The sequence below is a fragment of the Sphingomonas sp. CFBP9019 genome (assembly GCF_034045155.1).
GTDB lineage: Bacteria > Pseudomonadota > Alphaproteobacteria > Sphingomonadales > Sphingomonadaceae > Sphingomonas > Sphingomonas aerolata.
Window position 1 is genome coordinate 77,884 of the sequence record NZ_JAXCWK010000004.1, and the last position, 20,162, is coordinate 98,045.

Below are 20,162 nucleotides of genomic sequence, written 5' to 3' on the forward strand. Positions count from 1 at the left end.
AACCCCGGCGGCCTTGAGGCCACCGGGGTTCGCTGCGCCCCGTTTACCGGGAGGCGATCCGACTGGCGCCGGCACCCGATCGGGGGCCGGTGCCGGCGCCGGGATCGGATTACTGAAGCAGCTTCAGCACGCCCTGCTGGCTCTGGTTCGCCTGGGCGAGCATCGCGGTCGACGCCTGGCTCAGGATCTGCGCCTTGGCGAGCGCCTGCGTCTCGGCCGAAAAATCGGCATCCTCGATGCGGCTCTTGGCGTCCGACAGGTTCGTCGAGTTTGACGTCAGGTTGTTGACGACCGACTCGAGGCGGCTCTGGCCTGCACCAAGCGATGCACGGGTTGTCGACACCGCGCCGAGTGCCGTGTCGATGAGGCCGATGGCTGCAGTGGCACCAGCGGCAGTGGAAATGTCTGCGTCTGTTGCAGTGCTGAGGTCAAGTCCAGTGATCGTCAGGGCAACTTGATCGGTGCTTCCCGCTCCGGTCTGGATATTGATTACCGTGTCCCCGGTACCAAACAATGCGACCTTATTAAACTTCGTATTGTCAGTGATGCTGGTGATCTGCGCCGAAAGCTCGGCAACTTCAGCCTGAAGATTTGCGCGATCGGTGTTGTCATAGGTCCCCGACGCCGACTGAACCGACAGCTCACGCATGCGCTGCAGCATGTTCGTGACCTCGCCGAGGGCGCCGTCAGCAGTCTGCGCAAGTGCAATGCCATCGTTCGAGTTGCGGACAGCCTGATTCATCCCCTTGATCTGCGCCGTCATCGACGATGCGATGGCGAGGCCTGCAGCATCGTCCTTGGCCGAGTTGATTCGCTTGCCGGTGGACAGACGCTCCATGGCCGTCGACAGCGCAGCGTTTGCGGTGGTCGATGCGCTAGCTGCGCGCAGCGACGAGATGTTGGTCCCGATAACAGTCATGATTAAGCTCCTTCATGCCGGCTACCCCGCCGCCCCCGTGGCGAAGGACCGAGCCGTCAGGATGGGTAACGGCCGCGCTTCTCCGGGCTTTAGGAAAAAAAATCCGCCCCTCGCGCACCGGCGTGGCGCGCTCCCGTACACGCGCGCGCGAACGCGCCCGGAAATAGTTTGCCGCGACGCGGCACGATTTAACCGCGCCTTTACCCTCAAGGCCGCATTCCCGAATCGTCACAGGGGGACTTCATGCGCTCGATCTTTCCATCCGCTGCCGTCACGGCGCGCAAATATGCGCTCGTCTCGTCCCTGCGTGCACAGGGCTTCGGGATCGGATCGCTCGACACCGCACAGCCGGGCGCGAACGACCTGTTCCTCGTCGCCGAGGGCGAGCCCGTCGCCTACCCCGCGCGCACCGTCGTGATCGGCTCCGAAGGCCGCAGCGTCACCCCGTCGCGCAGCGGCGCGCCCGCGCGGATCGGCTTTGCCGCCGAGGATACTGCGGTCGGCAACGGCTTTGCCCGCGCGCTGATCGGCGGGCCCGACATGCCGACCGCCGCCGACCCCGAATCGCTCGCGCTGCTCGCACTCGCCGAGCGCGTCGCCGCCGCCGACATCACCGTGCTGATCAACGGTCCGACCGGCACCGGCAAGGAAGTGCTGGCCCGCGCGATCCACAATGGTTCGCCGCGCAAGACCGGCCCGTTCATCGCAATCAACTGCGCAGCACTCCCCGAATCGATGCTTGAGGCGATGCTGTTCGGCCACCAGAAGGGCGCGTTCACCGGCGCGTCATCGGGCGGTGAGGGCTTTTTCCGCGCCGCCAACGGCGGCACGATCCTGCTCGACGAGATTGCCGAGATGCCGCTGACGCTTCAAGCCAAGCTGCTCCGCGTGCTCCAGGAGCGCGAGGTCGTCCCGCTCGGCGCGACCGTGCCGCAGCCGATCGACGTCCGCGTCATCGCCTGCGCCAATCGCGACCTGCAGGGCGAGGTCGCCGCCGGCCGGTTCCGCGCCGATCTCTATTACCGGCTCGCGGTGTTCCCGCTGACCACCAAGTCGCTCGCCGAGCGGCCGCAGGATATCCCTGCGCTCGCCGCGACGATGATCCTGCGTCATGCCGGCAACCGCAACGTCATTCCCTGGCCGTCGCGCGCGGCGATCGAGGCGCTGATGCTGCACGACTGGCCGGGCAATGTCCGCGAGCTCGAGAACGTGATCCAGCGCGCGCTGCTGTTCTGCGGCGGCGACACGATCGAGGCGAGTCACATCCTGTTCGATCGCCCGGTGACGATGACCTTCGCCCCGCGCCCCGCGCCGGTCGTCGCGCCCATCGCCGAACCGCTCGTGCCCGTTGCCGCGACGCCCGCCGAACCGCAGACCGATACGTTGGGCACCATTGTCCAGATGAGCGAGTTCGCGGCGATCCGCGAGACGCTGAAGGCATGCGGCGGCAGCCGGATCGAGACCGCGCGCCGGCTGGGCATTTCGGAGCGCACGCTGCGCTATCGCCTCGCCAAGGCACGCGAACAGGGTGAGGACTTCGCCCGGGTGATGTCGGCATGAGCGGCGTCAGCGGAATCGGCGGCGGCGCGATGAGCGTCGACCGCGTCATGGCGCTGCGCTCGCAGATCCTCGAGCGCAACCAGGCGCTCGCTCGCGCCAGCCAGACCGGCCCGACGGTCGCGCCGACCGAGACGAAACCCGTCAGCTTCGGCGACACGATGGAAACCGCGCTGAAGAGCGTGAACGAGGGCCAGACCCAGGCCGCCAAGCTCAGCGAAAGCTATGAGCGCGGCGAGACCGTCGACATCGCCAAAGTGATGCTCGCGCGCCAGCAGGCGTCGGTCGGGTTCGAGGCGACGCTGCAGGTCCGCAACAAACTCCTGTCCGCCTACAAGGACATCATGAGCATGCCGGTGTAATGATATGAGCACTGCCCTCATCCCCGCTTCGTCGGCCAATGGCCTCCCCGAGAAATTCGCCAACCCGCTCAAACAGATAAAGTCCGCCTTCGCGCAGCCCGCGGTACGCCGCTCGCTGCCGATGGTGCTGATGATCGGCCTGATCGCCGCCGCCGCGCTCGCGTGGATGACATTGTCCTCGCCGACGCAGAAGACGCTGTTCACCAACCTGCCCGATGCCGACAAGGCCGCGGTCACCTCCGCGCTGACGACCGCGAACATCAAGAGCCGGATCGACGATTCGACGGGTTCGCTGACGGTTGCCGAGGAGGATTATTCGCGCGCGCGGATGCTGCTCGCCGGCCAGGGCCTGCCCAAGGCGGCACCCGGTGGTTACGCGATCCTCGACCAGCTGCCGATGGGCGTCAGCCGCGCGGTGGAAGGCGAACGCCTGCGCCAGGCGCGCGAATCCGAGCTCGCCCGGTCGATCGAGGAGATCGACGCGGTAGCCGAGGCGCGCGTGCATCTCGCGACGCCCGAAGCCTCGGTGTTCGTCCGCGACAATGCCGCACCCTCTGCCTCGGTGATCCTGAAACTGCAGGGTGGCCGGTCCTTGAGCGACGCACAGGTCGCCTCGATCATCAACCTCGTCGCATCGTCGGTACCCGGCATGAAGCCCGATTCGGTGACGATCGTCGACCAGATGGGCGCGCTGCTGACCAAGCCGGGCGGCGTCGACGGCGTCGGCGCGGCGGGCGACAAGCGGATCGAGATCCAGCGTCGCGTCGAGGACAAGTACCGCACCCAGCTGATTCAGCTGCTGACCCCGCTGGTGGGGGCCGGCAACTTCACCGCCGAGGTCCAGGCCGACGTCAATCTCGACGAGACCCAGGCGACGCGCGAAAGCTATGACAAGCAGGGCGTTCTGCGCGCCGAGACGGGCAACTGGACCGGCAACCAGAAGGACGGCGCGGCGACACCGGGCGGCATCCCCGGCGCGCTCAGCAACACGCCGCCCGCCGCCAGCACGCTCCAGGCACCGCAGCCCGCGACCGGCAATCCCGGCATGCCGCAGCCCGTCGCCGGTGGCCCCGCCCCCGACGCAATGAAGCAGTCCGACCAGTATCAGCGCGCCTATGACCTGGGCCGCGAAGTGTCGGTGACCCGCGCCACCCCGGGCAGCGTCAAGCGCCTGTCGGTCGCGGTACTGCTCCGCGATCCCGACAAGACGCGCCGCACCGCGATGGAGATCAACCAGATCACCGACCTCGTAAAAAGCGCGGTCGGCTTCGACCAGACGCGCAACGACAATGTGACGGTGATCAGCCGCAAGTTCGCCGGCGCCGATGCCGCCGCCGATACCGGTCCCGCCTGGTACGACAATGCGTGGCTGCCGGTGCTGGCGCGCAACGGAACCGCGATCGTCATCGCGCTGCTCGTCCTGCTGCTCGGTGTTCGCCCGATCGCCAAGGCGCTGATGAAGAAGCGCGAGGACGCGACGCCGCGGCCCGCCTTCGGCCAGACGATCGAGGGTGCCGAGGGCGAGGATGCCGAGGCCCTGACCGGTCCGGTCGTCGTCCCCCCGGTCAGCCTCGACCAGCTCGAAAGTTCGCGCGGCTATGACGAGCGGGTCGGCGCGGTCCGCGGCTTCACCCGCGACAATCCGACCCGCGCCGCGCTCGCCGTGCGCGACATGATCAAGGCGGACGCACGCTGATGGAGGGCTTGCGCACCTATACCGGCGTGGAGCGTGCCGCCGTGCTGATGATGCTGGTGGGCGAGGACGAAGCCGCCGCGATCCTGCAGAAGCTCGACCCGGAGGAGGTCCGTCAACTTGGCGCGGCGATGTTCAAGGTCGCCGATGTCTCCGAGCAGGAGGTCGAGACGGTGCTCGACGATTTCGTCGACCGCGCACGCGAGCGTACGACGATCGGCTTCGACCCTCGTCCCAAGATCGAGGCGGTGATGAACCGCGCGCTCGGCCGCGAAAAGGCCGAGAGCGTCCTCGCACGGATCACCCCGGCCGAGGCGGCATGCGAACTCGAACTGCTCGACTGGCTCGATGCGAGCGAGATCGCCGCGATGATCGAGAAGGAGCATCCGCAGATCGCCGCGGTGCTGATCGCCAATCTCGACGCGTCGGTCGGCGGCCAAGTGCTCGAACTGATGCCCGATGCGGTCCAGCCCGATATCCTCCACCGCATCGCCCGGCTCGGGCCGATCACGCCCGAGGCAGTCGACACGCTGCGCACGTTGCTCGCCAATCGCACCGGCGCCGGATCGACCGGCCAGGGCGTGACGCTGGGCGGCACGCGCGAGGCAGCCAAGATCCTGTCCGGCGCGCGCAAGGCGACCGAGCAGCGCGTCATGCCCAAATTGTTCAAGATCGACCGCGACGTCGCCAAGGCGATCGAGGAGGCGATGTTCGTGTTCGACAACCTGCTTGAGCTCGACGACAAGAATCTGGGCACGCTGATCCGCAACGTCGATGGCGAGATCCTCACCAAGGCGCTCAAGGGCGTCGACGAGGCGGTGCGCAACCGCTTCCTCGGCTGCATGTCGGCGCGCGCCGCCGACGGCATTCGCGACGAGATGGAGTCGCGCGGACCGATGCGGCTCGCCGAGGTGCTCGAGGCGCAGAAGGCGATGATCGCGACCGCGCGCGGGCTCGCCAAGGATGGCACGATCATGATGGGCGGAGGCGAGGACGACTATGTCTAAGTTTGTCGGGGCATCCGGTTTCGTCGCGGGTTTCGCCGCGCGCCACGACACCGCGGCGCAGCTGCTCGCGCACGCCTTCGCGCCGCCGATGGGCTTTGCCGCTGCCGATATCCGCGATCGTGTCTCCGCCGCGCCGCGCCGGGCGACCGGGTTCGCGCCGCAGGGCGCCACCCCCACGCCGCCCCCGAGCGCGCCGACTCCGGGGCCGAAGCATTTCAGTCCCGCCGACAAGGACAGCAATCCGACCGAGGGCTGGGATCCGCTCGATCCCGCCAGCGAGACCGAGAGTTTTCTCGATCCGCTCGCCGCCGCGCATGCCGCCGGCTATGCCGAGGGCCTCGCCGCCGCAGCCGCGGTGGCACAGGGGAATGCCGCGCGCGACCAGGCGCTGCTCGCCTCGCTCGCCGCCGCGCTCGCCACCGACCGGCTCGACCGCGACCGGGTCGCGACGCAGCTTCGTCAGACCGTCCTGCTGCTGGTCGGCAAGCTGGTCGGCGAGATCGGCATCTCGCCAGACCTGCTCGCCGGACGGATCGAATCCGCGACCGAACTGCTCGCCGATTCCGCCGAGGCCGCGTTGCTGCGCCTGCATCCCGACGACGTCGCGCTGATCGAAGGCACGCTGCCCAAGTCGATCTTTGCCGCCGGCGACCCCAATGTCGCCCGCGGCAGCTTCGTGCTCGAAAGCGCGTCGACGATCGTCGAGGACGGCCCCGCCATGTGGCTCGACCAGCTCGCCAGCGCGATCGACCGCGTCGCGGTGCCCGCGAAAGCCGCCTGAGTGCTGAACCGCTTCACCGCCGACTATCTCGAAACGCTCGGCAACGCCGATTTCGTCGCGGCCCCCAGGGTGTCGGGCCGGCTCGCCTCGTTCGACGGGCTGCTGATGGAAGCGGTCGGGCTGACCCTGCCCGTCGGCACCGTGTGCAAGGTCGGCGAGGGCAGCGCGAGCGTCGAGGCGGAGGTGATCGGCTTTCGTAACGGGCGTACGCTGATGATGAATCTCGGTGGTCCCGCCGCGCTCCTGCCGCGCGCGCCGGTCAAACCGATCGGCCCTCCGGGCGAGGCCGAGGTCGGCGCAGCGCTGCTCGGTCGCGTCGTCGACGGCGCGGGCAAGCCGATCGACGGCCTCGGTCCGATCCGCGGGGCCGGCCGCTGGCCGCTCGCGGGCAAGCTCCAGTCGCCGCTCGACCGTGGCCGCGTGCTTCAGCCGATGGACGTGGGCGTGCGCGCGATCAACGGCCTGCTGACGATCGGCCAGGGTCAGCGCGTCGGCATCATGGCGGGGTCGGGCGTCGGCAAGTCGGTGCTGCTCGGCATGATCGTCCGCGCCGCGCAGGCCGACGTGATCGTCATCGGGCTGATCGGCGAGCGCAGCCGCGAGGTCGCCGACTTTCTTGAGACCAAGGTCGCCGGCGCCGCCCGCGCACGCTCGGTCGTCGTCGCGGTGCCCGCCAATCACTCGCCCGTGCTCCGCATCCGCGGCGCGCTGCGCGCCACCGCGATCGCCGAAGGGTTTCGCGACGAGGGCAAGAAGGTCCTGCTGATCATGGATTCGCTGACCCGCGTCGCGCATGCCGGCCGCGAGATCGGCCTCGCGCTCGGCGAACCCGCCTCCGCACGGGGCTATCCGCCGTCCGCCATCGCGATGCTGCCGAACCTGATCGAGCGCGCGGGCGTCGACGTCCATACCGGCGGGTCGATCACCGCGATCTATACCGTGCTGGCGGACGGCGATGACGGCAACGACCCGGTCGTCGATTCGGCGCGCTCGATCCTCGACGGGCATATCGTGCTGAGCCGCCAGCTGGCCGAGCGCGGCGTCTATCCGGCGATCGACATCGGCCCCTCGGTCAGCCGCGTGATGACCGACATCGCCGACGCGCCGCATGTCAGGGCTGCGCGCGTACTGCGCCGCAATCTGGCGACCTATGAGGAGAATCGCGACCTCGTGCTGATGGGCGCCTATCGTGCGGGTGCCGACCCGGCGATCGACAATGCGATCGCCTGCCACGGCGCGATCATGGAGTATATCCGCCAGGATTCGGACGAGAAGGTGTCGCTGGCGGATTCGGTTGCCGAGCTGGTCGGTGTCTTTGGTGGCTGACGCCCGCGCCAAGACGCTGGCACGGATCCACCGCGTCCGGACCTTGCAGCTCGGCCTGACCCGCGCCGACGAAGCCCGCGCGCACGATAAGGCCGCGAGCGAACAGGCCTTGTCGACGCGCATCTCCAGCCTTGCCGCCGCCGTCGCGCCCGTGCCCCAGACCGCGGTCGCGGTCTTGCTGGGGGCGTCGGCGCATTACCGCGAACGCCTGCAACAGTCCGCCGACGCCGCGGTCGAGCGCGTCCGGTCGGCGGAATATCAGGTCGCGCGCGCCACCGACGCGACCCGCGCCGCACAGCGCGACCAGAGCGCGGTCGAAAAGCTCATCGCGCGCGCGCAGGCCGATGCGGTCATCCGAGAGCTGCGCGTGCTCGAGGAGGCACCGGCCTTCAGGAAAATCCGGCACGATCCTTGCTGAGTACGGGCTGACACCGCCCTATTCGAGAGATTGCATGATCCTGCCCGCGCTTGCCTCCCCTCCTGGCCTCGCCCTTACGGCCGCGCCACGCGTGGCGGGCGGTGAGTCCGCGGGTGATTTTGGCGGCACGCTGGCTGCGCTGCTCGACACCGGGCTGGTGGCCGACGTCGCACCGGCCGATATCACCACCCGGCAACCGTCCGTCATCGGCGGCAAGCCCTTGCCGGATGCCGCCGCTCCGGCCGAAACGCTGCCGTTCTGGTCGCCGGGTGTCGCCTTTGTCCAAGTGCCGGTCGCAGCAACAGCGGACATTAAAGCCGACGTACCGGCGGCCGTAGCGGCGGCCGCGCTCACGCCCGTCGCATTGGGCACGTCCGCGCTCACGCCGGTGAAATCGCCGCTTGCGTCGTCGCTGGTCGGCGGGGGCGGCGAGGTGCCGATCGAAGGCCCGGACCCGGCACCGGTCGAAAACCGGCTTCCGCCGCCGCCGGAGCGCGTCATCCGGATCGGCCTGCGCGGCACCGAACGTCCGACCACGGCGAAACGTCCGCGCGATTCCGACGCCACCGACGACACACCGACAGAACAGGCGACGATCCCCGGGGCAGATCCGACCGCCGTGCCGGTCGTGACCGATGCCCCCCAAGCCCTGCCGTCCGCCGCACCGCAGGCAACGCTGCCCGAAGCTGGTATCGGCACGGCAACGTTGGCGGGAGACGCGTTCGCCAGGTCGAACAAGCCCGGCGCGCGACAGGCTCCCCCTCTCTCGACGATGCCAGAGCCGCTACCCGCCGCTGCGTTTGCGCGCGACGCCGCAAGGAAGGCTCCTGCCTTTCAGTCCGGGATCGCCACGCCAGCGACGGCGGATACGCCCGCCGTCGATGAGACGCCAAGCAGCAATGCCCCGCCGCCGCCTTCCGGCGCACGCCCGGCATTTGCCGCGGCTTCCGATTTCCAGGTCGCCGCCGCGATCCTGTCGGGCACCCGCCCGGTCGCGCTTCCCGACACCCCCAGCCTGCCAGCAGGGGAAACCTTCCCGCTGCCCGCCGCTTTCAATGGCACGGTCATGCCCTTGCCAGCGCCGGGCACGCCGGCTCATGCTCCGGCACTGTCGCCCGCAGTTGCCGCAGACTCCGCCAGCGCCGACACGCCGCCACCGCAATGGTCGTCACGCGACGGCGCACCACCCGTGACCCTCGTCGTGCAGCAGCCGCCCGCCGCCGCCACACAGCCGCAACCCGGCACCGTCGCCTCCGCCGCGCAGGTCTTCGGCGCCGCGATCCAGGCGGCGGCGCGGCGCCGTGACGAGCCCCGCCTACGGGACGACACGACGCTGCCCGCCCCGCTCACCGCCGCCGGCACCGTTCACGCGCTCGCCCCGACCACGGACGCACAAGCGCCGCTCGACATGCGGCAGGAGCGCTGGCCGAGCGCGATGATCGATCGGATCGACATCCTGCGCGACGCGGCGAATGCGACCGATACGCGGATCCGCCTGATCCCCGATGCGCTCGGCACGATCAACGTCTCGGTCCGCAAGGACGGCGATACGCTGCATGTGCATTTCGCCGCCGAACAGGCCGCCACGCGCAGCCTGTTGCAGGAGGCGCAACCCCGGCTCGCCGAACTCGCCGATGCCCGCGGGTTGAAGCTGTCGCAGAGCAACGTCGATACCGGCGCCGGCCAGCAGCAGCAGCGCGCTGCGACGCCGCACCAGCCTTCGGCGCCTTCGCGCGCCCGCGCCGGAATCGCGACCGCTGCCGATACCGATTCCACCGACACCCGACTCGCCTGACCCGAAGGACTGCGTAGATGAGCGACAAGACCGAAGCCCCCGTGCCCAAGAAGAAGGGGAAGATAGGCAAGATGATCATCGGCGGCGTCGCGCTGCTCGTCCTGGTGGGCGGCGGCGTGGGGGCCGGTGTCTATGCCTCGAGCGCGGGGCTGATCGGCGGCGGCCATGCCGCGGCCGATGACGGCAAGCCCAAGCTCATCCCCAAAAGCGAGCAGAAGTCCGCCGGGGCCGAAGGGGACGGCGAAGGCGGCGGGCATGGCGGCGGCGAGGATGCCGCACCCGAGAATCACGGCATGGCGCCGCCTGCAGGCGAAGGCGGCGACCGCTATGCGTCGACCTATTATGCGCTGGAGAAGGAATTTACCGCCAACCTCCAGGACAGCGCGCATTTCATCCAGGTCGGCGTCGCCGTCTCGACGCCCTATGACAACAGCGTCATCGACCATCTCAAGACCAACGAGATCGCGGTCCGCTCCGCGATCCTGATGGCGCTCGGCGAGGCGACCGAAGACGAGGTGTTTACCGCGCAAGGCAAGCGCAAATTGCAGGGCGAACTGGCCAAGGCCATCAACGCTACGCTCAAGCAGAAGGAAGGTTTCGGGGGGATCGGTAACGTTTACTTTACCAGTTTCGTCGTTCAGTGAGGCATGGTTAACGCCCCCCCAGACACGACGATGCGCGAGCGGCGCGAGCGCGATCGTCCCCAGGCGGCCCATTCGGGCATGCTGGGGTCGGCCAAGCTCAATCCCTTCGGTGACCTCCACACGCTGCAGCATCTGTCCGCCCGGTTCGCGCGGACGCTGCGCGGCGTGTTCGAGCCGATGCTGCGCCAGGAAGTGCGCAGCTGGGCCGAGCCGCTCGTCGTCCAGCGCTTTGCCGATTACCGGGCAGAGCGCGGCGACGGGCTGATCGCCTGGCTGCCGATGGTGATGACGCCGGGCGCCGCGCAGGCGCTATGCGTGATGGACGGGCGGTTCATCCTCGAGCTGCTCGACCTGTTCTTCGGCGGGACGGGCGCGGTGCCACCGGTGCTGCCAGCCGAATTCTCGCCCGCGGGCGAAGCGATGATCGCGCGGATCGGCCAGCTGATCGCGACCCCGCTCAAGACCGCGTGGGAGCCGATGGCACGGTTCGAGTTCCAGCCGACCCGTGTCGAGGTGAACCCGGCGATGATCGCCGAGCTCGACGGCGAGGATGCGATGATCGTCACCCGCTTCGGGCTGGCGACGGGGGCGGGCAAGCCGGTGTTTCTCGACCTCGTCTACCCGGTCACGGCGCTCAAGCCGCACGCCCCGTCGCTCACCACCAAGGTGCTCGGCAAGACCGCCGAGCCCGATCCGGCCTGGCGCAACGAGCTGACCCGCGCGGCGATGAACATCCGCTTCCCGATCCGCTCGGTGCTCGCCGAACCCGTCGTGTCGCTGCAGATGCTGATGGACCTGAAACCCGGCGACGTGATCCCGATCACGATCTCGGGCGACGTTCCCGTGATGGTCGGCAACGACCGGCTCGGCTGCGGCACGGTCGGCACGTCCAACGGCTTCGCCGCCATCCAGCTCACCTCCATTACCCGTATCGACGAAGGATTCGCAGCATGACCGACATGGCCGGTACTTTTCCGGTCGACGCCGCCGTGGCCGCCAATTTCAGGCTGCTCCAGGACGTCGACGTCAAGCTGACCGTCGAGATCGGCTCGACCAGCCTGACGCTGCGCGAACTGCTCGCGCTGAGCGAGAGCAGCGTGATCGAGCTCGATCGCCAGGCCAACGAGCTGCTCGACGTGTTCGTCAACGGCACGCTGATCGGTCGTGGCGAGGTCGTCACCGTAGGGGAGCGGTTCGGGGTGCGGATGACCGAGCTGGTCAGCCCCGACAAGTCGCTCGCGGCGCGCGGCTGATCCGATGCTCTGGTCCTATATCCTGAAACTCGTCATCCTCCTGCCGCTCGTCTGCGGGCTGATGGTCGGCTGTCTGCTGCTGTGGCGCAAGTTCGAGAGCCGCATGCCCGGCAAGCCCACGTCGCGGCTGATCGGCGTCAAGGAAACGATGATGATCTCGCCGGGCCTGCGCCTCGCGGTGATCGATTTCGAGGGCCGGCGGCTGCTCGTCTCGGTCGGTCGCGGCGGCGTGCACCTGATCGACAAGGTCGACGCATGAGCCTGATCGTTACGCGCAAGGGGTCGGGCCCGGCGCTGATTACCGCTGTAGAGGCCAGGACGCAGTCGCGTGGCGCTGCGTGGCTGTGGGTCGGCCTCGCGCTGCTGGTCGCCCTGTTCCTCGCCATGCCCGCCTTCGCGCAGGCCGTCCCCCCCCCCGCCAGCCCCGCGGTCGGCGATGCGGTCGACCGCGCGCTCGGCCAGCTTGGCGGCCAGGCGGCGGGCAATAGCGGGCAGAGCGGCTCGCTGTCGCTGTCGCTGCAGGTCCTCATCATCATGGGGCTGCTCACGGTCCTACCGGGCATCCTGCTGATGATGACCAGCTTCACGCGGATCATCATCGTGCTCGCGATCCTGCGCCAGGCGCTCGGTTTGCAGCAGACGCCGCCCAACCAAGTGCTGCTCGGCCTATCGCTGTTCCTCAGCTTCTTCATCATGGCGCCGACGATCACCCAGATCAACACGACCGCGATCCAGCCCTATGCCGCGGGCCAGCTCGCCGGCACGCAGATGATCACCACCGCGGGCGTCCCGCTCCACGCGTTCATGGTCAAGCAGACGCGGATCAAGGACGTCACGATGTTCGCCGAAATGGCGAAGTCGGGCCCCTATGCGTCACCGCGCGACATCCCCTTCTCGGTGCTCCTCCCGGCGTTCGTCACCAGCGAGCTCAAGACCGCGTTCCAGATCGGCTTCCTGATCTTCCTGCCGTTCATCGTCATCGATCTCGTCGTCGCGACCGTGCTGATGTCGCTCGGCATGGCGATGCTGTCACCGACGATCATCTCGATGCCGTTCAAGCTGCTGCTGTTCGTGCTCGTCGACGGCTGGGCGCTGACGATGGGCAGCCTCGCCAACTCGTTCGCGACCTGACCCGGTGGATGCACCCACACTCCCGTTCGTGCTGAGCGCAGTCGAAGCACATGAGTCCCAGGCCCTTCGACGTCCCCCCGAACGCCTGCCTTGCAGGCAGTCGATGGGCTCAGGGCGAACGGAAGCATTATAAGCCATGGACGCGCAATATTTCCTGACCATCGCCAACCAGACGATGTGGGTGCTGGCGCTCGCCAGCGCGCCGATCCTGATCCCGGCGCTGCTGGCGGGGCTGATCCTCGGCATGATCCAGGCGGCGACGTCGATCAACGAACAGACGCTGTCGTTCGTGCCGAAGCTGCTCGTCGTCGCGGTATCGATCATGATCTTCGGCAGCCTGATCCTCGGGCTGCTGAGCGACTTCACCGTCAGCATCTTCGAACGCATCCCCGATCTGGTGAAATAGGCGGATGCTCGGCTTCGGCCTCTCGATTGAGCCGCAGCTCTGGGCGCTGATCTTCGTCATGGTGCGGATCGGCGCGACGTTCATCGCCGCGCCGGTGTTCGGCAACGTGTCGGTGCCCGTCACGGTCCGCGTCACGCTGTCGGGCGCGATCGGCTTCCTCGTGCTCGCCGCGCACCCGGTCCAGCCGCCCGCGCAGATCTTCGCGACGGCGACCGTGCTCGCGGTCGCCGCTGAGGCGCTGGTCGGGCTCGCGCTCGGCTTCGTGCTGCAAATCGCGTTCGCCGCGCCGGTGATCGCCGCCGAAATCATCGGCGGGTCGATGGGCCTCGGTTTCGCCTCGTCGGTCGATCCGCAGAACGGCCGGTCGAGCCCTGCGCTCGGCCAGTTCTTCTCGATCATGCTGACGCTGCTGTTCCTGTCGATGGACGGCCACCTCGTGCTCGTCGAGATGCTCGTCAAAAGCTATGACGTGATGCCGCCCGGCGCCGCGTGGCTCGGCGTCGACCGGTTGCGCGGCATCGCGTTCTTCGGCGGCTATGCGTTTCTCGCCGGGCTGCTGCTCGCGCTGCCGGTCGGCTTCCTGCTGCTGTGCCTCAACATCGTCGTCGGCATGATCAGCCGCGCCGCACCCGCGCTCAACCTGTTCTCGGTCGGCCTGCCCACGAGCCTCGCGGTCGGTGTCGTCGCGCTCGCGGTCGGCTTCCCGGCGATGGGCGACTATATGGTCGTGATCATCCGCGAAGGCCTCGAAGCCACGCAAAGCCTGGTGCTCGGCTGATGGCGGACGAATTCGGCGAAAAGACAGAAGCCCCGACCGACAAGCGCAAGAAGGATGCGGTCGAGAAGGGCGACATCCTCCGCTCGCGCGACTTCGCGACCGCGCTCAGCATGCTCGCGGGCGTCGCCTGGCTGATCTATGCCGGCCCCTCGCTGATCGCCGCGTGCAAGGCGGTGATGGCGTCGAGCTTCCAGTTTGGCCGCGCCGATGTCGAGGATTTCTCGCCCTGGCGCCCGCTCCAGGAAGCGGGGTGGAAGCTTGCGCCGTCGCTGGTCACCCTGTTCGTCGTCAGCCTGGTCGCCGCGGTGCTCAGCCAGGCGGGGCTCGGTTCGCTCGGCTTCAACGGCAAGCTGCTCGCGCCCAAGTTCACGCGCATCAACCCCGCCTCGGGTCTCAAGCGGATCTTCGGCCCGACCGGCTGGATCGAGCTCGGCAAGTCGCTGCTCAAGGTCGCATTGCTCGGCACGATCGGCGGCTGGATGCTGTGGCAGGCGTCGCACACGACGATGGGTCTCGCGTCGTCCGCCGATCTCAACCAGGCGCTGACGACGCTTGGCGGGACCTTCTCGTCGATCCTGATCGCGATGGCGTTCGGGCTCGTCGCGATCGCCGGGATCGACGTGCCGATCCAGATCATCCGCCGCCTCGGCAAGATGCGCATGTCGAAACAGGAGGTGAAGGACGAGCACAAGGACAATGAGGGCAATGCCGAGGCCAAGGGCCAGCAGCGCGCCAAGATGCGCGCGATGGCCAGCGGCAACATGCGCAAGTCGGTCGGTGAGGCGCACGTCATCCTGACCAACCCGACGCATTTCGCGGTCGCGCTGCGCTACGACCGCGGCAAGGACCAGGTGCCCGTCGTCGTCGCCAAGGGCCGCGGCGCGACCGCGCTGGCGATCCGCGAACTCGCCGCGGAGACCCGCGTACCCGTGCTCGAATATCCGCTGCTCGCGCGTGCGGTCTATTACACGAGCAAGGAGAACCAGGAGGTTCGCGACGACCTGTACATGGCGATCGCGACCGTCCTCGCCTTCGTGTTCGGGCTGAACGCGGCGGCGGGTGGCACGCCGATGCCGCAGCCCGCGATCACCGTGCCGGTCGATGCGCGGTTCGACGAAAACGGCGTGAAACTTCCCTAAAGATCCGGCGGCCGCGGTCGTTATTCCATTCGAGCGCGCAAGGATTCCGGCATGGCAATTTCGACGACGAGCAGCACCGCGACGCCGACCCCGGCGGCCACGCCGACGCCGACCGCGGCGAGCGTGACGAAGAACGCGGCGCAGTCGCTGCTGACCTCGCTCAATGCCGGCTCGGGGATCGACACCGCAAGCCTGGTGCCCTCGCTGGTCGAGGCGCAGTTCGCGGCCAAGACCGCGCAGCTGACCGCCAAGTCGAAGACGATCACCACGCAGATCTCGGGGCTCGCAACGCTGAAGAGCGCGATCTCGGGCTTCTCGACCGCCTATGCCGCGCTGGTGAAGGGCGGCACGCTGACCAGCCAGCCGACCAGCTCCAACAGCGCCGCGCTCGGCGTCAGCGCGCTGCCGGGCGCGAAGGTCTCGGGGCTGTCGTCGACCATCTCTGTGAACCAGCTCGCCGCCGCGCAGACCATCCGCACCACCGCCGCGGTCGCCGATCGCACCGCGGTGATCGGCTCGGGCAGCTTCACGCTCAACTTCGGCACCGCCACCTATGACGCGGCAGGCACCAAGATGACCGGCTTCACCGCAGGCGGTGGCACCGCGGTGACGATCGACGTTACCGACGCCAGCCTCGACGGGATCGCCGCGGCGATCAACGCGAAGGGCGCAGGCATCACCGCCTCGGTCGTGACCGATTCGAACGGCAGCGCCTATCTGTCGATGAAGGGCGCGACCGGCGCATCGCAGGCGTTCACGATGACGGCGACGACCGATACGAGCGGCAAGCTGGCCGCCTATAATGTCGGTCCCGGCGCGACCAACACCAGCGTCACGGCGGCTGCACAGAATGCCAAGCTGACCGTCGACGGGATCGCGGTCGAGCGCGCGAGCAACACGATCAACAACCTGGTGACGGGCGTCAAACTGCAGCTCAACGCCGTGTCGACCGGCCCCGTCACGCTAGGCAGCACGACGCCGACCAGCGCGCTGTCGCAGGCGGTATCCGACGTCGTCGAGACCTATAACCAGGTCATGGCGACGCTGACCGAGCAGACCGACCCGGTGACCGGCGTGCTGCGCGCGGACCCGGCGGCGAAGACGCTGTTGTCGTCGCTCAAGGCGCTGACGCTGGCGCCGCTGTCGGGCGACACCGGTGGCGGCAGCCCGACGACGCTCGCGCAGATCGGCGTCGCGACCAATCGTGACGGCACGTTGCGCGTCGATGCCGCCGCGCTGTCGAACGCGATGTTGACCAATTCGACCGCGATCGAGACGATGCTGAACGGCTCGGCGGACGGCAAGGCCGGGCTTGGCGCGGTGCTGAACGCGATCACGACCAGCGCGACCAACACGACGATCGGGCTCGGCGCCTCGCAGACGCGCTACACCGCGGCACAGTCCGCGATCGCCGATGCCGAGGCCAAGATCGCGGATCAATCCGCGGCGATGACCACCCGCCTGACGCAGCAATTCTCGAGCATGAATTCGCGCGTGTCGTCGTACAAGTCGATCCAGAGCTTCCTCACCAACCAGATCGCCGCCTGGAACAAGAGCGACTCGTGATGTACGCAACCACCCTCACACGCGACCCGTTCGCCACCTATCGCCAGATCGACGCGGTCGGCCGCACCACGACCGATGGCCCGGGCCTCGTCCAGCTGCTCTACAAGGAACTCGTCGCGGCGCTGCGTGCCGCCGCCTGGGCCTCCGACAACCGCCAATATGCGACCAAGAGCGACCGCGTGACGCGCGCGACCGCGATCCTGTTCGCGCTCGAAGCGGGGCTCGATTTCGACCGCGGCGGCGCGGTGTCGGAAACGCTCGCGCGGCTCTATGCAGGCGCGCGCCGGACGATCGTCGACGCCTCGGTCGGCCAGGACGGCTCGGTCTTCCGCACCACCGCGGACACGCTCGACGAGATCGCGCAGGCCTGGCGCACCGCCAGCGCGGCCTGAGCCGCTACCGTTCGAACCAGTGCCGCTGGACGAAGTAGATCACGATACCCAGCGCGATCACCAGGCAGCCGCCCGCGATCGCATCGAACGCCCAGGGCTCTTCGGCAAAGGGCAGCCCCTTCACGTTCATCCCATACAGCCCGGTCAGGAACGTCAGCGGCAGGAACACCATCGCCGCGACCGAGATGATCAGCGAGCGATTGTCGATCTGTTCCGCGCGCAGGTCGGTCAGCGCCTCGTGCGTCAGCGCGGATCGCTCGCGGATCGATTCGAGCTCCTCGGCCATCCGCGCCGCGCGGTCCGCCGCCGCCGCCAGGTGCAGCCGGTCGTCGTCGCGCAGCCAGTCGCCGGGCAACGCAGCCAATTTCTCGAGCGCGGCACGCTGCGGATTGAGAAACCGGCGATAGCTGATCGCCGCCACGCGGACCTCACTGACGGTGCGGCGCAGGGCGAAGACATGCTTGGCGTCGAGCCGCTCCTCGCAATCGTCGAGCTCGTCGCCCAGCGCCGCCACCTCGGGGTCGAGATCGGTGGTGATGGCGGTCGCGAACGCGGTGATCAGGTCGCCGGGATCGCGCACCCGCCCCGCCTCAACCTCTTTTTCAACCAGCGGGATCGCGACCAGCGGCTTGCGCGTCAGCGAATAGACGCGTCCCTTGACCACCCAGATGCGCAGCGACGCGAGCAGGTCGGACGAATCCATCTCCTCGTTCGTCCGCCCGCGCAGGTTGAGGAACGCCCCCTCGCCGACCGCCTCGCAACGCGGCCGCGTCTCGGTCGCGGTCAGTGCGTCGATCACATAGGATTCGAGCCCGGCCTCGTTGCGAAGCCAGGCCTGCGCCTCGTCCTCGGTGGTCGACAGATGGACCCAGACCAGGTCACCGCTCGCGGCGGGCGCCGCCTCGACCGCGAGCCGCGACGCGACTCCGTCAGCGACCTTGAACCCGAACCCGCTCACGCGCGCATCGCCACATCGACGACCAGCCCCGAACCCTGCGCATCAGGCGGCGCATCGCACGGGATCCGGGCGGCATCCGCGCGCGCGCGATCGAGGATCGCCGGCGGCACGTCGCTGCGGTGATAGACGCGGTCCGCGCTGGCGAGCGCCCGCGCCTGTCGCAATGTCAGATCATCGGGATCACGCGATGCGAGTGTCATCCGGACGATCGTCCCGTCCTGTACCGATCCCCCTGCCAGCCAGCCGGCCACGTCGCGCGACGATCCGAGCGGATCGAGCACGCCCCCCGGCGCGAGCGCATCGGCCAGCGCACGCCGTCTGGCGCCGCTATTGGGGAAGCGCGTGCGCATCGCCCCGCGTGCGCGCTGCAGTGCGCTTGCCAGCCCGCCCAGATCCGCCGGCACCAGCGCCTCGAGCCGCTGCCGCAGTGCCGCCGCCAGCCCGGCCGACGCGCCGCCGGTCCCGATCGCGATCAGCACCGGCTCGCGGTCGACGATCGCGGGCAGCGTGAAGTCGCAATGCTCGGACCGGTCGACCGCGTTGACGAGCACACCGCGCGCCTTCAGCCGCGCGACCGCCGCGAGCGCCTCCGCCTCGTCGTCGATCGCGACGATCGCCAGCGCGGCCATGGCGGCCTCATCGGTGACGACGTGAGCGCCGGCGCGGTCGAGCAGCCGGCGTTTCGCGTCCGCCGCCTCGCCCTCGCCCAGCAGGATGACCGGGCGGCCCGCCAGCCGCACGAACAGCGGCAGGCTGTGCAGGCTCACCGCTTGAGCCATTCGGGCACGCGCTCGGCCGCCAGAATCGTCTCGGGCTCGATCCGGTCGGCGACCACCGCGAACCGGTCGCCATCGACCAGCACCTCGGGCACTAGGGCGCGGCTGTTATAGGTCGACGCCATCGTCGCGCCGTACGCGCCTGCGGTGCGGAACACGCCCAGATCGCCCGACTTCACGACGTCGATGTCGCGCCCCATCGCGAAGGTGTCGCCGGTCTCGCAGACCGGCCCGGCGATGTTCGCGGTCATCCGCTCGCCGCCCGGCTCCACCGCGACGAAGTCGTGATAGGCGTCGTACATCGCGACACGCGCGAGGTCGTTCATCGCCGCATCGACGATCACATAGGGGTTGGTCACGCCGGGCTTCACCCAGATGACCTTGGTCAGCAGAACGCCGGCGTTCCCTGCGATCACGCGCCCCGGCTCGAACATCAGCTCGACGTCCCAGCCCGCGGTCGCACGCGCGACCATCGCGCCATAGTCGGCCGGGCTCGGCAGCACGTCGTCGGGCTTGTACGGTACGCCGAGACCGCCGCCCAGATCGACCCGGCTGATGACGTGCCCCGCCGCGCGTAGTTCGGCGACGAGTTCGCCGATCCGCGCATAGGCCGCCTCGAGCGGGGCGAGATCCGCGAGCTGGCTGCCGATATGGATCGCCACCCCGCGCAGATCGAGCCCCTCATGCTCCGACAACCGGTCGAACATCGCCGGCGCCTGGTCGATCGGCACGCCGAACTTGTTCTCCTTACGCCCGGTCGAAATCTTGGCGTGTGTGCCGGCATCGACATCGGGGTTCACGCGCAGCACCGCCGGTGCACGAATGCCGCGATCGCGGGCGAGTGCGGCGAGCACCTCGCCCTCCTCCTCGAGCTCGAGGTTGAACTGGCCGATCCCGGCATCAAGCGCGCGGGCGAGCTCGTCGCGGGTCTTGCCGACGCCCGAAAACACGATGTCCGACGCGGGGATACCCGCCGCCAGCGCGCGCGCCATCTCGCCCGCCGACACCACGTCCGCGCCGTAGCCCTCATCGGCCAGGACGCGCAGCACCGCGACGTTCGGATTGGCCTTGATCGCATAGGCCAGATGCACACGCCCCGCGCCTTTCAGCGCGTCGCGGAACACCTGCGCGTGACGGCGGAACGTCGCGGTCGAATAGACATAGACGGGCGTCCCGACCGCCTCGGCGATCGCGGAAAGCGCGACGTCCTCGACATGAAGGACGCCGTCGCGATAGTGGAAATGGTCCATGCTGGCCTGTG

Annotated in this window: 22 protein-coding genes; 18 read left to right on the plus strand and 4 right to left on the minus strand. The window is 68.7% G+C overall.

Annotated elements, in window-relative coordinates:
* Positions 1-109 precede the first annotated feature (109 nt).
* A complete protein-coding gene (locus SOM18_RS11950) occupies positions 110-919 on the minus strand; it encodes a flagellin (RefSeq protein WP_037530810.1) in 810 nt (269 codons plus the stop codon).
* A 243-nt stretch (positions 920-1,162) separates the two neighbouring features.
* Here SOM18_RS11950 and SOM18_RS11955 point away from each other — a divergent pair, with 243 nt between their 5' ends.
* The 18 genes from SOM18_RS11955 (at position 1,163) to SOM18_RS12040 (ending at position 17,167) form a co-directional block, all read left to right on the plus strand.
* Entirely contained in the window at positions 1,163-2,479 is a 1,317-nt protein-coding gene (locus SOM18_RS11955) for a sigma-54 interaction domain-containing protein (RefSeq protein WP_037530808.1), read from the plus strand.
* Entirely contained in the window at positions 2,476-2,838 is a 363-nt protein-coding gene (gene fliE / locus SOM18_RS11960; protein WP_031440345.1) for a flagellar hook-basal body complex protein FliE, read from the plus strand. Before SOM18_RS11955 ends, fliE begins: the two co-directional genes overlap by 4 nt.
* A 4-nt stretch (positions 2,839-2,842) precedes the next feature.
* Positions 2,843-4,534 carry a flagellar basal-body MS-ring/collar protein FliF gene (gene fliF, locus SOM18_RS11965; RefSeq protein WP_031440344.1) on the plus strand — a complete coding sequence of 564 codons (1,692 nt, stop codon included), beginning with the start codon at positions 2,843-2,845 and terminating at the stop codon, positions 4,532-4,534.
* On the plus strand, positions 4,534-5,538 hold the full coding sequence (gene fliG, locus SOM18_RS11970; protein ID WP_192141005.1) for a flagellar motor switch protein FliG: 1,005 nt from the start codon (positions 4,534-4,536) through the stop codon (positions 5,536-5,538). Before fliF ends, fliG begins: the two co-directional genes overlap by 1 nt.
* A complete protein-coding gene (locus SOM18_RS11975) occupies positions 5,531-6,319 on the plus strand; it encodes a FliH/SctL family protein (RefSeq protein ID WP_320481757.1) in 789 nt (262 codons plus the stop codon). The genes fliG and SOM18_RS11975 overlap by 8 nt, the downstream gene beginning before the upstream one ends.
* Positions 6,320-7,645 carry a FliI/YscN family ATPase gene (locus SOM18_RS11980; protein ID WP_056409652.1) on the plus strand — a complete coding sequence of 442 codons (1,326 nt, stop codon included), beginning with the start codon at positions 6,320-6,322 and terminating at the stop codon, positions 7,643-7,645.
* A complete protein-coding gene (locus SOM18_RS11985) occupies positions 7,638-8,063 on the plus strand; it encodes a hypothetical protein (RefSeq protein WP_031440712.1) in 426 nt (141 codons plus the stop codon). The genes SOM18_RS11980 and SOM18_RS11985 overlap by 8 nt, the downstream gene beginning before the upstream one ends.
* Positions 8,064-8,097: 34 nt before the next feature.
* Entirely contained in the window at positions 8,098-9,858 is a 1,761-nt protein-coding gene (locus tag SOM18_RS11990) for a flagellar hook-length control protein FliK (protein WP_320481758.1), read from the plus strand.
* A gap of 17 nt (positions 9,859-9,875) precedes the next feature.
* Positions 9,876-10,502 (plus strand): flagellar basal body-associated FliL family protein, encoded by a 627-nt coding sequence (locus SOM18_RS11995; protein WP_031441298.1) that lies wholly within the window; start codon positions 9,876-9,878, stop codon positions 10,500-10,502.
* Positions 10,503-10,505: 3 nt separating this feature from the next.
* On the plus strand, positions 10,506-11,456 hold the full coding sequence (locus tag SOM18_RS12000) for a flagellar motor switch protein FliM (RefSeq protein WP_031441299.1): 951 nt from the start codon (positions 10,506-10,508) through the stop codon (positions 11,454-11,456).
* The gene (fliN, locus tag SOM18_RS12005) at positions 11,453-11,755 is read left to right on the plus strand and encodes a flagellar motor switch protein FliN (protein WP_031394024.1); all 303 of its coding nucleotides are present in this window, start codon (positions 11,453-11,455) and stop codon (positions 11,753-11,755) included. The genes SOM18_RS12000 and fliN overlap by 4 nt, the downstream gene beginning before the upstream one ends.
* Before the next feature lie 4 nt (positions 11,756-11,759).
* Positions 11,760-12,014: a flagellar biosynthetic protein FliO gene (locus SOM18_RS12010; RefSeq protein WP_031394023.1), complete on the plus strand. Its 255-nt coding sequence runs from the start codon at positions 11,760-11,762 to the stop codon at positions 12,012-12,014.
* On the plus strand, positions 12,011-12,886 hold the full coding sequence (gene fliP / locus SOM18_RS12015) for a flagellar type III secretion system pore protein FliP (protein ID WP_320481759.1): 876 nt from the start codon (positions 12,011-12,013) through the stop codon (positions 12,884-12,886). The genes SOM18_RS12010 and fliP overlap by 4 nt, the downstream gene beginning before the upstream one ends.
* A 136-nt stretch (positions 12,887-13,022) precedes the next feature.
* Entirely contained in the window at positions 13,023-13,292 is a 270-nt protein-coding gene (fliQ, locus tag SOM18_RS12020; RefSeq protein WP_031395965.1) for a flagellar biosynthesis protein FliQ, read from the plus strand.
* A gap of 4 nt (positions 13,293-13,296) precedes the next feature.
* The gene (gene fliR, locus SOM18_RS12025) at positions 13,297-14,070 is read left to right on the plus strand and encodes a flagellar biosynthetic protein FliR (protein ID WP_031441300.1); all 774 of its coding nucleotides are present in this window, start codon (positions 13,297-13,299) and stop codon (positions 14,068-14,070) included.
* Positions 14,070-15,209, plus strand: coding sequence for a flagellar type III secretion system protein FlhB (locus SOM18_RS12030; RefSeq protein WP_320481760.1), 1,140 nt, complete (start codon positions 14,070-14,072; stop codon positions 15,207-15,209). The genes fliR and SOM18_RS12030 overlap by 1 nt, the downstream gene beginning before the upstream one ends.
* Positions 15,210-15,260: 51 nt before the next feature.
* Positions 15,261-16,775 (plus strand): flagellar filament capping protein FliD, encoded by a 1,515-nt coding sequence (gene fliD / locus SOM18_RS12035; RefSeq protein WP_031441303.1) that lies wholly within the window; start codon positions 15,261-15,263, stop codon positions 16,773-16,775.
* A complete protein-coding gene (locus tag SOM18_RS12040) occupies positions 16,775-17,167 on the plus strand; it encodes a flagellar protein FliS (RefSeq protein ID WP_037528697.1) in 393 nt (130 codons plus the stop codon). Before fliD ends, SOM18_RS12040 begins: the two co-directional genes overlap by 1 nt.
* 4 nt (positions 17,168-17,171) lie before the next feature.
* Here SOM18_RS12040 and SOM18_RS12045 read toward each other — a convergent pair whose 3' ends face one another.
* From SOM18_RS12045 to lysA, 3 genes are read right to left on the minus strand one after another with little or no spacing between them, the layout of a single operon-like run.
* A complete protein-coding gene (locus tag SOM18_RS12045) occupies positions 17,172-18,125 on the minus strand; it encodes a zinc transporter ZntB (protein ID WP_107931217.1) in 954 nt (317 codons plus the stop codon).
* On the minus strand, positions 18,122-18,892 hold the full coding sequence (locus SOM18_RS12050) for an NAD(P)-dependent oxidoreductase (RefSeq protein WP_192007781.1): 771 nt from the start codon (positions 18,890-18,892) through the stop codon (positions 18,122-18,124). The genes SOM18_RS12045 and SOM18_RS12050 overlap by 4 nt, the downstream gene beginning before the upstream one ends.
* Positions 18,889-20,151, minus strand: a complete 1,263-nt coding sequence (lysA, locus tag SOM18_RS12055; protein WP_031439737.1) for a diaminopimelate decarboxylase — start codon at positions 20,149-20,151, stop codon at positions 18,889-18,891. Before lysA ends, SOM18_RS12050 begins: the two co-directional genes overlap by 4 nt.
* Positions 20,152-20,162: the final 11 nt, after the last annotated feature.

Excerpts from the sequence above, each read along its gene's own strand:
- SOM18_RS11950 (WP_037530810.1), bottom strand. The coding sequence starts at position 919 with ATGACTGTTATCGGGACCAACATCTCGTCGCTGCGCGCAGCTAGCGCA.
- SOM18_RS11955 (WP_037530808.1), top strand. The coding sequence starts at position 1,163 with ATGCGCTCGATCTTTCCATCCGCTGCCGTCACGGCGCGCAAATATGCG.
- fliE (WP_031440345.1), top strand. The coding sequence starts at position 2,476 with ATGAGCGGCGTCAGCGGAATCGGCGGCGGCGCGATGAGCGTCGACCGC.
- fliF (WP_031440344.1), top strand. The coding sequence starts at position 2,843 with ATGAGCACTGCCCTCATCCCCGCTTCGTCGGCCAATGGCCTCCCCGAG.
- fliG (WP_192141005.1), top strand. The coding sequence starts at position 4,534 with ATGGAGGGCTTGCGCACCTATACCGGCGTGGAGCGTGCCGCCGTGCTG.
- SOM18_RS11975 (WP_320481757.1), top strand. The coding sequence starts at position 5,531 with ATGTCTAAGTTTGTCGGGGCATCCGGTTTCGTCGCGGGTTTCGCCGCG.
- SOM18_RS11990 (WP_320481758.1), top strand. The coding sequence starts at position 8,098 with ATGATCCTGCCCGCGCTTGCCTCCCCTCCTGGCCTCGCCCTTACGGCC.
- SOM18_RS11995 (WP_031441298.1), top strand. The coding sequence starts at position 9,876 with ATGAGCGACAAGACCGAAGCCCCCGTGCCCAAGAAGAAGGGGAAGATA.
- SOM18_RS12000 (WP_031441299.1), top strand. The coding sequence starts at position 10,506 with ATGGTTAACGCCCCCCCAGACACGACGATGCGCGAGCGGCGCGAGCGC.
- fliN (WP_031394024.1), top strand. The coding sequence starts at position 11,453 with ATGACCGACATGGCCGGTACTTTTCCGGTCGACGCCGCCGTGGCCGCC.
- SOM18_RS12010 (WP_031394023.1), top strand. The coding sequence starts at position 11,760 with ATGCTCTGGTCCTATATCCTGAAACTCGTCATCCTCCTGCCGCTCGTC.
- fliP (WP_320481759.1), top strand. The coding sequence starts at position 12,011 with ATGAGCCTGATCGTTACGCGCAAGGGGTCGGGCCCGGCGCTGATTACC.
- fliQ (WP_031395965.1), top strand. The coding sequence starts at position 13,023 with ATGGACGCGCAATATTTCCTGACCATCGCCAACCAGACGATGTGGGTG.
- fliR (WP_031441300.1), top strand. The coding sequence starts at position 13,297 with ATGCTCGGCTTCGGCCTCTCGATTGAGCCGCAGCTCTGGGCGCTGATC.
- SOM18_RS12030 (WP_320481760.1), top strand. The coding sequence starts at position 14,070 with ATGGCGGACGAATTCGGCGAAAAGACAGAAGCCCCGACCGACAAGCGC.
- fliD (WP_031441303.1), top strand. The coding sequence starts at position 15,261 with ATGGCAATTTCGACGACGAGCAGCACCGCGACGCCGACCCCGGCGGCC.
- SOM18_RS12040 (WP_037528697.1), top strand. The coding sequence starts at position 16,775 with ATGTACGCAACCACCCTCACACGCGACCCGTTCGCCACCTATCGCCAG.
- lysA (WP_031439737.1), bottom strand. The coding sequence starts at position 20,151 with ATGGACCATTTCCACTATCGCGACGGCGTCCTTCATGTCGAGGACGTC.